Here is a 13,707-nt window from a genome sequence, read left to right as displayed (position 1 = left end):
ATACTCCCGCATTATTTCCAGGGCGCCGGCTCACCGAATAGCTGGCCTTGTACACCCTGAATCCCCATTTCCTTGATCACCTGCAACTCACCCGCGGTTTCCACGCGCTCGGCAATCAACGGCAAGTCGATGCTGTGCGCCGCGCGCTGGATGGCTTCGATGAACAGGCGTTTGTGGCTTTCCTCATCGATGGCGCGGATGTAGCTGCCATCGATCTTCAAATACGCCAGCCCCAAGTGCGCGAGGTTGCCGATCATGCTGAATCGACCACCAAAACGCTGCACCGCCAGGGAGTAACCGAGTTCGCGCAAGCGGCGAGTCAGTTGCACCAGCACCGACTGTTCAGGCAATTGCTCTTCGCCGATTTCCAGGGTCAGGCGTTTACCGAGGCGGCTGTGCTGCTTCAACGTGTCGAAGATTTTGTTGAGCGCCACTGGATCGGCCAATGTCGCCGCCGACAGGTTCAGCGCCAGCGATTGGTCGTGCAGCAGCATTTGTTGCACCACCATTTCCAGCATCAGTTGGTCGAGTCGCGTCGACCAGCCAAAGCGTTCAAGCCAAGGCAGGAAGCGCCCGGCTGGAATCGCTTTGCCCTGCTCATCGAGCAGACGCGACAGCACTTTGTAATGCAGGACGTGTTCGGTGTTGCGGCTATCGACCACCGGCTGGAAGAACAACTGGAAACGACGCTGAGTCAACGCCTGATCCAGCAGGGTGTTCCAGGTATATTGGTCGTCGCCCAGGGCCTTGGCTTCGTTGTGTTCGATGCAGCTCCAGGTACGCTCGCCCTCGCTTTCAGCCTGGGACAACGCTTGATCGGCCAGACCGAGCAGCGCCAGTGGTGAGTCGCCTGGGCTATAGGGCGCAAGACCGATGTGAGCGACGGGCGTGACATCCGACGCCCCGGTGGCTTGCAGGCTGAGCAGCGCATTTTCCAGACTTTGCGCCAACTGCAACGCCTCGGCGCGCATCATGCCTGGCGCCAGCACCGCGAACTCACCGCCACGGCTGCGGGTAATCAGGTTGGTGGTTTCAGGGTAACGGGCGCACTGGCGAACCAGTTGCTCGGCGACTGCCTTGAGCAATTCGTCGGTGCGTTTGCCGCCCAGGCGTTGGTTCAGGCCAGCAAGATCCGTGACCCGCAGCAGCACCAGAAAACCCGAGGTCGCCTCTTCCTGGTTGCTGACTCGCGCGTTGAGCTGCATTTCAAAATAACGGCGGTTGGCGAGGCCTGTCAGCGCGTCATGGTAAGACTCGACCCGCAGCTTCTCGCTACGCTCGGTATTTTCCAGAAACAGCGCCTTGAGCTTCTCGACCATCTGGTTCATGGCCTGAACCACACGACGCAGTTCCGGGGTGCGCGGCAGTTCCTGCAAGCTGAGGAATTCGCGACGGCCAATGGCGTGAGACTGCTCGACCATGTAATCCAGTGGCTTCAACTGACGGCGCAACAGCAGCGCACCAAGCACCGCACTGGCCAGACCGCAAAGCAGCAACCAGCCCAGGCTGCCGAGTGCGCTGTCCCACAGCTTCGCCACCGCGAACATCGGATGGCTGACCACTTCAACCCGTGCCGCCTGCTGCCAGCCTCGGCTGACAACCGCGTCGCCGCCCGCCGCTTCAAGGCCGATCAGCTTGACGAACCAACCCGGTACCGTGTCGTTGACCGGCGCGCCACTGCGCTCGACGATCACCTTCTCATTGCTCAGGTCGACGACACGGATGCTCGAGTAATAACCGCTGTCGAAGATCGAGCTGACCAGCAGACCGACCATCGTCGGATCGTCGATATTGGGCGTCAGCGAGAGTGCCAGGGCCGTCGCCGCATCCTGCGCATGCGAACGCAGTTGATTGACGTACTGCGCCCGAGAGCTTTCCAGGCTGACCATGAAACTGCCGCTAAAGGCGATCACCAAAAACAGACAGATAGCGATCAATAACTGTTTGAACAGAGACATTCCTACTCCTTGAGGTCAAGCTCGGCTAGAGATCAGGCTCGGCCGGGAAACCTTCGGCTTGCATCTTTCTCAACACATCCTGCCAACGTGACAGTTTCTTGGTATCGCTGACTCGCTTGTTACCTTTGGCGCCCGGCAACCATAACCCCTCGGCGTTGAAGGCATAGACCGGCAACAGGTCAGTCCGCTGGCTCGCAGGCTTGATCTCGTTGATCAGGCTGTCGAGCACCAAGGGTTCGGCGTTAGGGCTGGCGTAATACGTCAGCACCATGTGGGCACGGTTCAGTCGCAGGGCTTTGACGTAAGTGATCAACAGCTTTTCGCTTGGTACACCCAGGCGCCGGAGGCTGAAATATTTGGCAATCGCATAATCCTCACAATCGCCAGCCCCCTTCCACAGTGACTCAATGGGTGTCGCCCAGTAGTCCTCTACGTGCCAGTTATCAATGTCTTCCACGTAGCGCATCTGGTGGTTGAAGAACAGATTGACCACCTCAAGTTTCGCGCTCTCGCTCACCTGCTTTTCGTTCTCCAACAACCGCTGCCAGGCGTCGATGCGGTTGCGCCCCTCGCCCAGCGGACCATAAAGAGCCTCCGCCTTGCGGCTGATGACGGAAAAATCCCAATCGGCACTCAGACTGCCTGCCAGCAGCAAACCGACGAGCAGTAACCCACACAGGAGCCACCGCCCTACTCGAGGGACGGGCGCTGACTGATGAAGAGCAAACCGTGCCGCCAATTGTAATTAGTCCGTACGCTCATGCGAAATCCGGTCGATGGTGCGGGTTCGACCGAGAAAAAACAATGGCATCCTGCAATCACTTTTTACCAAGCGTCCGCTGGTTCCGCCGGCCGGGAAAATGACCTGTAAGATGTCCCACCCGACGCGCCACAGCTTGTACAAATATTGCAAAAGACTTTGCCGAAATTCCGGCCATAATGACCGTAAGCCTTGTAAACCAAGCGCTTCAGCGTCCCGGGTACTTCTACAAGGTTTGACAAGGACGCAGGTAATCACTAGTGTGGATTGGATCCAATATCCAGCTATATATAGAAGTATAGGTATGCGAGATAAGGACAACGAAAGCTTTTTAAGCCGCATCTTGGGAAAGGAGCAACCGCCCTCCCATCTTGCGCGAGCTGTGATCGAAGAAAAGTTGCGCAACGCCATTCTCGACGGGCGAATCCCGAGCGGCATGGCGTTGCGCCAACAGGAGTTGGCCACGCTGTTCGGTGTCAGTCGCATGCCGGTGCGTGAAGCCTTGCGTCAGCTGGAAGCGCAATCGCTGTTACGGGTCGAACCACACAAAGGCGCCGTAGTTGCGCCGCTTATAGGCGAAGATGCCGTGGATGCTTATGCATTACGCATCCTTCTGGAATCGGAAGCGCTGCGTTTGTCGATCCCGCATCTGACGGAAAACGATATCCATGCCGCACGAGGCTATATCGAGAAGCTCGAAGTCGAGACCGATTACAGCCAGATGGGCACACTCAACCGAATGTTCCACATGGCGCTCTACTGCAAGGCCCCCAACCAACGGCTGCTGCGCCTGGTGGAGCAAGGGTTGAACGAGGAAGAACGCTTTCTGCGTTTTAATCTATCGGCCATGGGCTTGGGCAAGCTGTCACAGGATGACCACTGGGCACTGCTTAATGCCGTCGCCGAGAAATCCACCAATGAGGCAGTCAGCGTGCTCGCCTATCACCTGAATCGCGGCGTGGAAGCCATCGCCCGCTATCTGAAGAACTCGGCGCCCGTCGAGCCAATAGCCCGATCACGCAAAATGAACGGTGCTTGAACGACCGGGACGAGTTCTCTGAGCTCGTCCTGAAACACTTTAAAGGCGCAGCCCTGTGCCTACTCCTGCAACGCCCTCCTTTCCCCCAGATGTCTACCCTGCACCTCCTGGGCCAGCGCCCTGACCCGGGCTGCCTTCTATTCTGTTTCGTGCCTTTGCTTATCGCGGGCTTTGCTAATGGTGCAGGTAGGCTCGTGCCACGATTAAGGCAAACTCAGACCATAAGCAGCGAGTGACATCACCAGGCCGAAGGACTGTTTGCCTGCAGAACTCCCGGCGCTATCAGGGCAGAACGTCTTCACACCACAGGGAGCCATCCAAGGAGTTTGTCGAACGGGCAGAAATCAGCTGGAAGGAGTTCCAGGATCGCCCGAAACATAAAAATCAACTTCTCACGTATCGAGCAATTCCGAGTGAGGCATTCACTCATTAATTAACATTCTGACTTTAATGGGCCGGAAGAGTTGCTCACACCCCAATAAAATCGAACCTCTCGACTTTATTCGGGCCCTGCTTACTCGAATTAAACCAAGTAACAAATATTATAAAAATAACTTGCCGATTGCTTTTGAACTGTTCTAACTTTTATTAAGTCGTCATCGACGACGCGCTGTGCGCTATTGACCGCCCGCCCTGCCACGCCGCCAGGCACAACGAATGCAGGTATACGCGGCAGGTAATCGTTTATTCACGACTTCAACTTCGAGGCACTCGCTCGTCCGCATCAACTATATGGACCACCGACACCAACGCCGATCACCTCACCGCGCGTTGATGGCCACAACAACTAAGGGACTTGTTTATGAATGGTCAAAAACTTCTTCTCGAACACAAAAAATCAGAACTCAGCGCTCACCCGATCTTTGCTGAAATTGACTCACTTCATGTGCTCAGGCGCTTCATGGAAACCCATGTGTTCGCGGTGTGGGACTTCATGTCCCTGACCAAGCGGCTGCAACAGGAATTGACCTGCACCCAGCTTCCCTGGCTCCCGCCCAAAGACCCGAAGGCTGCCCGCCTGATCAATGAGATCGTGCTCGGCGAAGAGTCGGACGACAAATTGACCCACGGCCACTACAGCCACTTCGAGCTGTACCTGGATGCCATGCGCGAAGTCGGTGCCAGCACCGCTCAGGTGGAGCGCTTCGTCGAGCTGCAGCAGGAAGGCGTCAGCTACGAAACCGCATTGCAGAGCGTCGATGCCAATCAGGCTGCCATCGGCTTCGTCAAACACACGCTGGAGACAGCGCTGCATGCACCGGCCCACAGCGTCGCCGCCGCTTTCCTGCACGGGCGCGAGAGCGTCATTCCGCTGATGTTCCAACGCATCCTCGATGACTGGGGCATCACCGTCGAACAGGCACCGACCTTTCGTTACTACCTGGAACGCCACATTGAGGTCGATTCCGAAGACCACGGCCCGGCCGCCGAAGCGTTGTTGGCGCGGTTAGTGGATGGCGACGAAAAACGTCAGCGCGAAGTGTATGACGCGGCCATCGCTGCCGTGGAAAGTCGTATCGCGTTGTGGGACAGACTGCGCCTGAGCATGCGCACAGAACTGATGGAGGTCAGCGCATGAACGCCGAAGACTACCTGTCCTTCGCCGATGCCTGGGAGGGTCGTGCGACGATTCGTACGCGCCCTCGCCGGATAGTCGAAAACGACGAAAAACTGATCTACCCACTCAGCCGCCAACCGCTGGTGCTGAGTGAAACCTTCACCCGTGAATGCGTAGATTTGCGCGACTTCGCGCTGGTGCAGAGCCTCTACAAATTCATCAACGATATTGTGATTTTCGAGACGGAGATCGTCGACAAGACCGCGCGCGCCATCGCCAAGAACCACTTTGCAATTCGCTTTCCGTTCGCCTGTCGCTATGACGCGATGACGGTCGTGGTGGACGAGGACTACCACGCGCTGGTGGCGATGGACTTCATGCAGCAAACCATCGCCCTCACCGGTATTCAGCCCATCCCGTTGCCCAATGAGATCGAGTTGAGCCGAGCAATCCCCGGGGCCCTCGCCTTGGCACCCGATCACTTGCGCAGCGCCGTGGAGCTGATTTGCGTGGCGGTCGCGGAGAACACCGTGACCAATGATGTCGCCGCCTTCGCCAAGGACGACACGGTCAAGCAATCGATCAAAGGCTTGATGGCCGATCACCTGCTCGACGAAGGCCGGCATTCGACATTTTGGGCGCGCCTGGTGCGTATTTACTGGACCAGCGCAGCGCAGGCCGATCGCGAAAGCATTGCGCACATCATGCCGGTGTTCATTGCTCAGTACCTGACCAATGACATCCAGAAAGGCTTCGACTTCGACCTGATCGATCACCTGCAGGTGGCCGACACGATCAAGCAACGGCTGAAGAACGAGGCGCTGGCCGTGACCTTCCCGATCAATCGCCATCATCCGCTGGTGGGCAACATCGTGCGCTTTTTCAAAAACAGCTCGATGCTCGAATCACCCTGTGTTCAGCGCGCACTGGCCGACTATCTGCCCAGCCAACCGGTGGGCCAAGGATCTTTGCTATGAAACGCCTGGAGATAGTTTTGATTGGCCAGAGCCTGGCCCTGCAACAGCTGATCGTTGAGCTGGAAGAGCATGGCCACCTGCTGCATACCGTGACGGATGCCATGGCGTTGGATTCCGGTTTACTGAGCAACGCTTGCCTGTTGATCGAAGACGGCAGCCTGAGTCTGACGGACCAGCAGGAACAGGCTTTCGCTTCGCTGGCGCAGTTGAGCCTGCGCGTGGGGAATAGCCCGGCCACCGAGGACGGCTTGCCTCAGCTTGAGTTGCTCTGCTGGTTCGGTACCGCCAGCGCGCAGCGCTTGATCTCACGCCTGATGCTGGCTGCGGAAACTTCAGGTAACGGCCGGGTGATGCGCGACAAAGCGATTGCAACGCTGGTTGAAATCGTCGCGCTACATGTCAGCCGCTTGTCCCGAGACGCCGGGTATTTTCTGCAAGCGCCTGTGGCCGAGCCTCCCCAGTCGGCGCAACAGTCAGGCCTGCACTTTTTGCAGCAACTGACGTTCAAGCATCGCTTCAACCGCACTGCCCGACCGCACTTGCTCGACCTGGCCGAAATACCGCTGGTGGAGCGCCTGGACCAAAGCTTTCGGCGATTTGCCGGGCGTACTGCGCTCAGCATCGGCGGCCAGAAGATTAGCTACAGCGCATTGCACGCTCAGAGCCTGGCGATTCAGCAACAGGTGTTGACTGTGCTGTCGCAGCAAAAGGCGGCGCCCATTGAAGGTCCGTTGGTGATCGGTATCTGTCTGCCGAAGTCGACAGCGTTGTTTGCCGGGATCCTCGCCATTCTCGGCAGCGGAGCGGTGTATCTGCCGCTGGACCCGAGCCAACCGACTCAACGCCAGCATTACATCCTGGAAAACTCCGGCGCCGTGCTGTTGCTGCACGATGGTCAACACCCCCTCGCAGAACAACGACCTGCGCTGGACATCAGCCACTTGGGGTTGAATGACACCGACCCTACCCGCCCTTTGATGCGTCAGCGACCTGCTTCAGATGCGCCGTGTATGGCGCTCTATACCTCGGGAACCACCGGCCACCCCAAAGGCGTATTGCTCAGCCAGCGCAACCTCAGCCATTTCACCGCTTGGTATGCGGAGCATGTGAGCCTGTCTGAGCACAGCCGGGTCCTGCAATTCTCGACACTCAGCTTTGATTCGTCAGTGATCGACATCTTCCCGACGTTGCTCTGCGGCGCGGAACTGGTGGTGCCGGGTGACGACCAGCGCCGCGACCCCTTGCAACTGGTCGAACTGCTCGGGCAGCAAATCAGCCACGCGTTTCTGCCGCCTGCGCTGTTGAGCATTCTGCCGCTGGATCGACCTCTAGGGCTTGAGCACCTGATGACAGGGGGTGATGTGTGTGAGCCTTATGTCATCGAGCGTCTGGCGGGGCAATGTCGTTTCTATAACCTTTATGGCCCAACCGAGGCGACGGTGCTGATCACTGCGGGGTTGTTCCAGCCCGGCAGCAGCAACAGAAATCTGGGGCAGCCGATTGCCAACAGTCAGATGCTGATTCTCGATGACGAGTTTCAACCCGTGCCCGAGTACACAACCGGTGAGCTGTACATCGTCGGCCCTGGGGTATGCCTGGGTTATCTGGGCAACCCGACGCTGACTGCCGAACGTTACTTGAACCTGCAATTGCCGGACGGCCAAAGTCTGCGAGCCTATCGCACCGGTGATATGGGTAAGTGGACGGCCGACGGTATCGAGCTGTGCGGTCGCCGCGACAATCAGGTGAAGATTCGCGGGTTTCGGGTCGAGCCTGAGGAAATCGAGCACTGCCTGCGCGACAGCCAATTGTATCGGCAGGTGGCCGTGGTGGTGGATGCACAGCGGCGGATTCTCGCGTTTGTTGCGCAACCGCAAGACGGACCCTCGGAGGTGGCACGCCAGGCACTTAGGGAGCACGTCGAACACCACTTACCGGATTACATGCGTCCTACGGCCTATACCGAACTGCCCGGCATGCCATTCGCCAGTAATGGCAAGGTCGACCGCAAGGCCTTGCTGGAACTGCCAGTGATCTTCCTCGACGCACAGCCGCGGCGCCTGCCGGAAACCGCGATCGAGCAGCAATTGCTGGAGCTGTGGGCCGAGTTGCTGGAGATGCCGCCTGGCGATATTTCCACCGATGAAAGCTTCTTCAACCTCGGCGGACATTCGATCCTGTTGTCACGGATGTTGCTGGAAATTCGTGAGGCGTTCGGGCGCGGTATTCCGATCAATCGCTTTATCGAGGCGCCGACACTGCTGACCTTGGCTGCCCTGCTCGACAGCGACAGCTCGAAGTCTTCCAGCTACACCATCAGCCCACAGGCGCTGCATGACGCCAACCCTGAGCTGGATCTATCGGTATTGCCGGTCAGCCGCCTGGGAGATGTGCATAAGGTGGTGGTCACCGGCGCCAATGGCTTTCTCGGCGTGCACATTGTCGAGGCATTGCTGGCTTGGGGGGCGAGCGAAATTGCCTGCCTGGTTCGAGAAGGTGGCGGGCAAAGCGCGCAGGCGCGGTTCGCTCAATCGCTGCTGGAAAACCGGCTTGAACACCTTGATCTGAGCAAGGTCACGGTCTACCCCGCTGACATCACTCAGCCGCTGCTGGGATTGAGTGCTGACGTGTATGAGCGCATCGACCGCGAATTCGGTGCATTGGTGCACAACGCGGCCAATGTGAACCATGTGCAGGATTACGAGACGCTGGTTAAGGACAACGTCGAGCCGATCTTCGAATGCCTGCGGTTGTGCGAGGGACGCAGCAAGAAGATCTTCAATTTTGTCTCGACACTGTCAGCGTCCAGCGCGATCGACAGCGCCGGCAATGTGTTGGAGGAGCCTGCGGCATGCACGCCACCCATCTACATCAAGAATGGCTACAACCTGTCCAAATGGGTGGCTGAACGCATTCTGCAGAAGGCTCGGGAACAGGGCGTATGGGCCAACATCTATCGCCCAGGCAACATCGCCTTCAACAGCATCACGGGTGTCTGCCAGCCCCACAAGAACCGTTTGATGTTGATGCTCAAGGGTTCGATGCAATTGGGTCAGGTGCCGGCGTTCGCAATGAACTTCGACCTGATGCCGGTCGACTTCCTGGCTCGCTTCATCGGCTTCCATGCCAGCCGTTATCAGGCCAGTCATGCCGTATTCAATCTGCACAATCCCGAACCGTTGAGCTGGAGCGGCTATGTCGCTGCGTTCCGTGAAGCGGGACGTGAGTTCGAGATGGTCAGCGTCGCGCACTGGCAACAGCAGCTCAGTCGAGTCGACAGCCACAACGCCTTGTTCGGTGTGCTGGGCTTCTACCTGGATGGCTTCGAAGAAGACATCGGCGATATCTCAATGATCGAGTACCACAACGCCGAGGCGGGTATTCACCGCATGGGCGAACGCTACCCGCTGAAAACCCGAGCGCTGCTGCGCAAAGGTTGCGACTACCTGAAAGAAATCGAATTCATCTAAACCAAACCGATGGAGAACACCATGAACCACATTAAAACCCTGGATACTCTGCAACCTGATACCCGGATTAAAAACCCTCTAGGCCAGCGCGTGGTCTCCGCTGTCGACATACCGAGCGATGCGCGAAAAGTCTGGAAGGTTGTTGGCGACTTTGGTGATTTTCCAGCGTTTATTCCTGCGCTGGAATCTTGCGAGGTGACCGGCAGTGGCGTGGGGTCGGTCCGCAAGAAATTCTTCAAGGATGGCAACATCGTGATTGAGCAGCTCAACTCACGGGACGATCAGGCGCTATACATGACTTGGTCGTTGATCTACACCACTTTGCCGATTAGCAATTTGTGGGCAGCCATGACCGTGACGACGCAGAGTGACGATCATTGCGTCGCGACCTGGAGCATCGTGGGTGAGCTTTCTGCTGAGTGGCCTGATTCGCCGGAAGCGTTCCAGACATTCCTACAGGGCTTTGCCGATGACGCGATGAACAACGTTCGGCAGCTGTTCTGTCAGACGCATGTGCTGCAGTTTTCATAGGCCAGAAAAGACAAAACCCCTGTCTGCGTGAGCAGACAGGGGTTTCGGAATTTAATCTTGACGATGACCTACTCTCACATGGGGAAACCCCACACTACCATCGGCGATGCACCGTTTCACTGCTGAGTTCGGGATGGGATCAGGTGGTTCCAGTGCTCTATGGTCGTCAAGAAATTCTGTAGCCGATCCGTTACCGCAGTAACGTGTCAGCAAAATTCGATAACTCTCATTAAAAACAAAACCCCTGTTCGCGTTAGCAAACAGGGGTTTCGGAATTTAATCTTGACGATGACCTACTCTCACATGGGGAAACCCCACACTACCATCGGCGATGCATCGTTTCACTGCTGAGTTCGGGATGGGATCAGGTGGTTCCAATGCTCTATGGTCGTCAAGAAATTCGGGTACTGACACGTCTTTCAACGTTTCAGCAAATCGGGTATGTGATAGCAATCTGTGTGCTGCAAATTTTCGTCGTTTGCGTCTTCACACCTGCATTTGCTTGTCTCTAAGCAAATTGCTTGGGTGTTATATGGTCAAGCCTCACGGGCAATTAGTATGGGTTAGCTCAATGCCTCACAGCACTTACACACCCCACCTATCAACGTCGTAGTCTTCGACGGCCCTTCAGGGGACTCAAGGTCCCAGTGAGATCTCATCTTGAGGCTAGTTTCCCGCTTAGATGCTTTCAGCGGTTATCTATTCCGAACATAGCTACCCGGCAATGCCACTGGCGTGACAACCGGAACACCAGAGGTTCGTCCACTCCGGTCCTCTCGTACTAGGAGCAGCCCCTCTCAAATCTCAAACGTCCACGGCAGATAGGGACCGAACTGTCTCACGACGTTCTAAACCCAGCTCGCGTACCACTTTAAATGGCGAACAGCCATACCCTTGGGACCGGCTTCAGCCCCAGGATGTGATGAGCCGACATCGAGGTGCCAAACACCGCCGTCGATATGAACTCTTGGGCGGTATCAGCCTGTTATCCCCGGAGTACCTTTTATCCGTTGAGCGATGGCCCTTCCATACAGAACCACCGGATCACTAAGACCTACTTTCGTACCTGCTCGACGTGTCTGTCTCGCAGTCAAGCGCGCTTTTGCCTTTATACTCTACGACCGATTTCCGACCGGTCTGAGCGCACCTTCGTACTCCTCCGTTACTCTTTAGGAGGAGACCGCCCCAGTCAAACTACCCACCATACACTGTCCTCGATCCGGATAACGGACCTGAGTTAGAACCTCAAAGTTGCCAGGGTGGTATTTCAAGGTTGGCTCCATGCAGACTGGCGTCCACACTTCAAAGCCTCCCACCTATCCTACACAAGCAAATTCAAAGTCCAGTGCAAAGCTATAGTAAAGGTTCACGGGGTCTTTCCGTCTAGCCGCGGATACACTGCATCTTCACAGCGATTTCAATTTCACTGAGTCTCGGGTGGAGACAGCGCCGCCATCGTTACGCCATTCGTGCAGGTCGGAACTTACCCGACAAGGAATTTCGCTACCTTAGGACCGTTATAGTTACGGCCGCCGTTTACCGGGGCTTCGATCAAGAGCTTCGCGTTAGCTAACCCCATCAATTAACCTTCCGGCACCGGGCAGGCGTCACACCCTATACGTCCACTTTCGTGTTTGCAGAGTGCTGTGTTTTTAATAAACAGTCGCAGCGGCCTGGTATCTTCGACCGGCATGGGCTTACGCAGTAAATGCTTCACCCTCACCGGCGCACCTTCTCCCGAAGTTACGGTGCCATTTTGCCTAGTTCCTTCACCCGAGTTCTCTCAAGCGCCTTGGTATTCTCTACCCAACCACCTGTGTCGGTTTGGGGTACGGTTCCTGGTTACCTGAAGCTTAGAAGCTTTTCTTGGAAGCATGGCATCAACCACTTCGTCGCCTAATGGCAACTCGTCATCAGCTCTCGGCCTTAGACTCCCGGATTTACCTAAGAGTCCAGCCTACCACCTTAAACTTGGACAACCAACGCCAAGCTGGCCTAGCCTTCTCCGTCCCTCCATCGCAATAACCAGAAGTACAGGAATATTAACCTGTTTTCCATCGACTACGCTTTTCAGCCTCGCCTTAGGGACCGACTAACCCTGCGTCGATTAACGTTGCGCAGGAAACCTTGGTCTTTCGGCGTGGGTGTTTTTCACACCCATTGTCGTTACTCATGTCAGCATTCGCACTTCTGATACCTCCAGCAAGCTTCTCAACTCACCTTCACAGGCTTACAGAACGCTCCTCTACCGCATCACCTAAGTGATACCCGTAGCTTCGGTGCATGGTTTGAGCCCCGTTACATCTTCCGCGCAGGCCGACTCGACTAGTGAGCTATTACGCTTTCTTTAAAGGGTGGCTGCTTCTAAGCCAACCTCCTAGCTGTCTAAGCCTTCCCACATCGTTTCCCACTTAACCATGACTTTGGGACCTTAGCTGACGGTCTGGGTTGTTTCCCTTTTCACGACGGACGTTAGCACCCGCCGTGTGTCTCCCATGCTCGGCACTTGTAGGTATTCGGAGTTTGCATCGGGTTGGTAAGTCGGGATGACCCCCTAGCCGAAACAGTGCTCTACCCCCTACAGTGATACATGAGGCGCTACCTAAATAGCTTTCGAGGAGAACCAGCTATCTCCGAGCTTGATTAGCCTTTCACTCCGATCCACAGGTCATCCGCTAACTTTTCAACGGTAGTCGGTTCGGTCCTCCAGTTAGTGTTACCCAACCTTCAACCTGCCCATGGATAGATCGCCCGGTTTCGGGTCTATTCCCAGCGACTAGACGCCCTATTAAGACTCGCTTTCGCTACGCCTCCCCTATTCGGTTAAGCTCGCCACTGAAAATAAGTCGCTGACCCATTATACAAAAGGTACGCAGTCACCCAACAAAGTGGGCTCCCACTGCTTGTACGCATACGGTTTCAGGATCTATTTCACTCCCCTCTCCGGGGTTCTTTTCGCCTTTCCCTCACGGTACTAGTTCACTATCGGTCAGTCAGTAGTATTTAGCCTTGGAGGATGGTCCCCCCATATTCAGACAAGGTTTCTCGTGCCCCGTCCTACTCGATTTCATTGCAAAGAGATTTTCGCGTACAGGGCTATCACCCACTATGGCCGCACTTTCCAGAGCGTTCCGCTAATCTCTAAACAACTTAAGGGCTGGTCCCCGTTCGCTCGCCACTACTAAGGGAATCTCGGTTGATTTCTTTTCCTCAGGGTACTTAGATGTTTCAGTTCCCCTGGTTCGCCTCTTATGCCTATGTATTCAGCATAAGATAACTGTCTTATGACAGCTGGGTTCCCCCATTCAGACATCTCCGGATCACAGTCTGTTTGCCGACTCCCCGAAGCTTTTCGCAGGCTACCACGTCTTTCATCGCCTCTGACTGCCAAGGCATCCACCGTATGCGCTTCTT

Annotated in this window: 7 protein-coding genes and 3 rRNA genes (1 of these 10 running past the window's edge); 5 read left to right on the top strand and 5 right to left on the bottom strand. The window is 56.2% G+C overall.

The genetic code is table 11. From position 1 onward, the window contains the following. Positions 1–11 precede the first annotated feature (11 nt). Complete coding sequence (gene lapD, locus ACF0H7_RS00065; protein WP_397450823.1) at positions 12–1,958, bottom strand: cyclic di-GMP receptor LapD; 1,947 nt, start codon at positions 1,956–1,958, stop codon at positions 12–14. A 25-nt stretch (positions 1,959–1,983) separates the two neighbouring features. Then, positions 1,984–2,697: a cysteine protease LapG gene (gene lapG / locus ACF0H7_RS00060; RefSeq protein ID WP_397450822.1), complete on the bottom strand. Its 714-nt coding sequence runs from the start codon at positions 2,695–2,697 to the stop codon at positions 1,984–1,986. Between the two features lie 325 nt (positions 2,698–3,022). Here lapG and ACF0H7_RS00055 point away from each other — a divergent pair, with 325 nt between their 5' ends. The 5 genes from ACF0H7_RS00055 to ACF0H7_RS00035 all read left to right on the top strand — a co-directional run bounded on the left by ACF0H7_RS00055 (position 3,023) and on the right by ACF0H7_RS00035 (position 10,293). After that, on the top strand, positions 3,023–3,757 hold the full coding sequence (locus ACF0H7_RS00055) for a GntR family transcriptional regulator (protein WP_397450821.1): 735 nt from the start codon (positions 3,023–3,025) through the stop codon (positions 3,755–3,757). Positions 3,758–4,559: 802 nt separating this feature from the next. Beyond that, positions 4,560–5,336 carry a DUF3050 domain-containing protein gene (locus ACF0H7_RS00050; RefSeq protein ID WP_397450820.1) on the top strand — a complete coding sequence of 259 codons (777 nt, stop codon included), beginning with the start codon at positions 4,560–4,562 and terminating at the stop codon, positions 5,334–5,336. Further along, entirely contained in the window at positions 5,333–6,292 is a 960-nt protein-coding gene (locus ACF0H7_RS00045) for a diiron oxygenase (protein ID WP_397450819.1), read from the top strand. Before ACF0H7_RS00050 ends, ACF0H7_RS00045 begins: the two co-directional genes overlap by 4 nt. Next, entirely contained in the window at positions 6,289–9,762 is a 3,474-nt protein-coding gene (locus ACF0H7_RS00040; RefSeq protein WP_397450818.1) for a non-ribosomal peptide synthetase, read from the top strand. The genes ACF0H7_RS00045 and ACF0H7_RS00040 overlap by 4 nt, the downstream gene beginning before the upstream one ends. A gap of 21 nt (positions 9,763–9,783) precedes the next feature. Further along, entirely contained in the window at positions 9,784–10,293 is a 510-nt protein-coding gene (locus ACF0H7_RS00035) for an SRPBCC family protein (protein ID WP_397450817.1), read from the top strand. A 55-nt stretch (positions 10,294–10,348) separates the two neighbouring features. Here ACF0H7_RS00035 and rrf (ACF0H7_RS00030) read toward each other — a convergent pair. The 3 genes from rrf (ACF0H7_RS00030) to ACF0H7_RS00020 all read right to left on the bottom strand — a co-directional run. Then, positions 10,349–10,464: ribosomal RNA gene (gene rrf, locus ACF0H7_RS00030) — 5S ribosomal RNA — on the bottom strand. 109 nt (positions 10,465–10,573) lie between these two features. Beyond that, positions 10,574–10,689: ribosomal RNA gene (rrf, locus tag ACF0H7_RS00025) — 5S ribosomal RNA — on the bottom strand. A gap of 136 nt (positions 10,690–10,825) precedes the next feature. Then, positions 10,826–13,707: ribosomal RNA gene (locus ACF0H7_RS00020) — 23S ribosomal RNA — on the bottom strand; it runs 9 nt beyond the window's last position.

Source organism: Pseudomonas sp. NA-150 (assembly GCF_044336365.1).
Classification (GTDB): Bacteria; Pseudomonadota; Gammaproteobacteria; order Pseudomonadales; family Pseudomonadaceae; genus Aquipseudomonas.
This window is presented reverse-complemented; position numbering and strand designations above follow the sequence as displayed.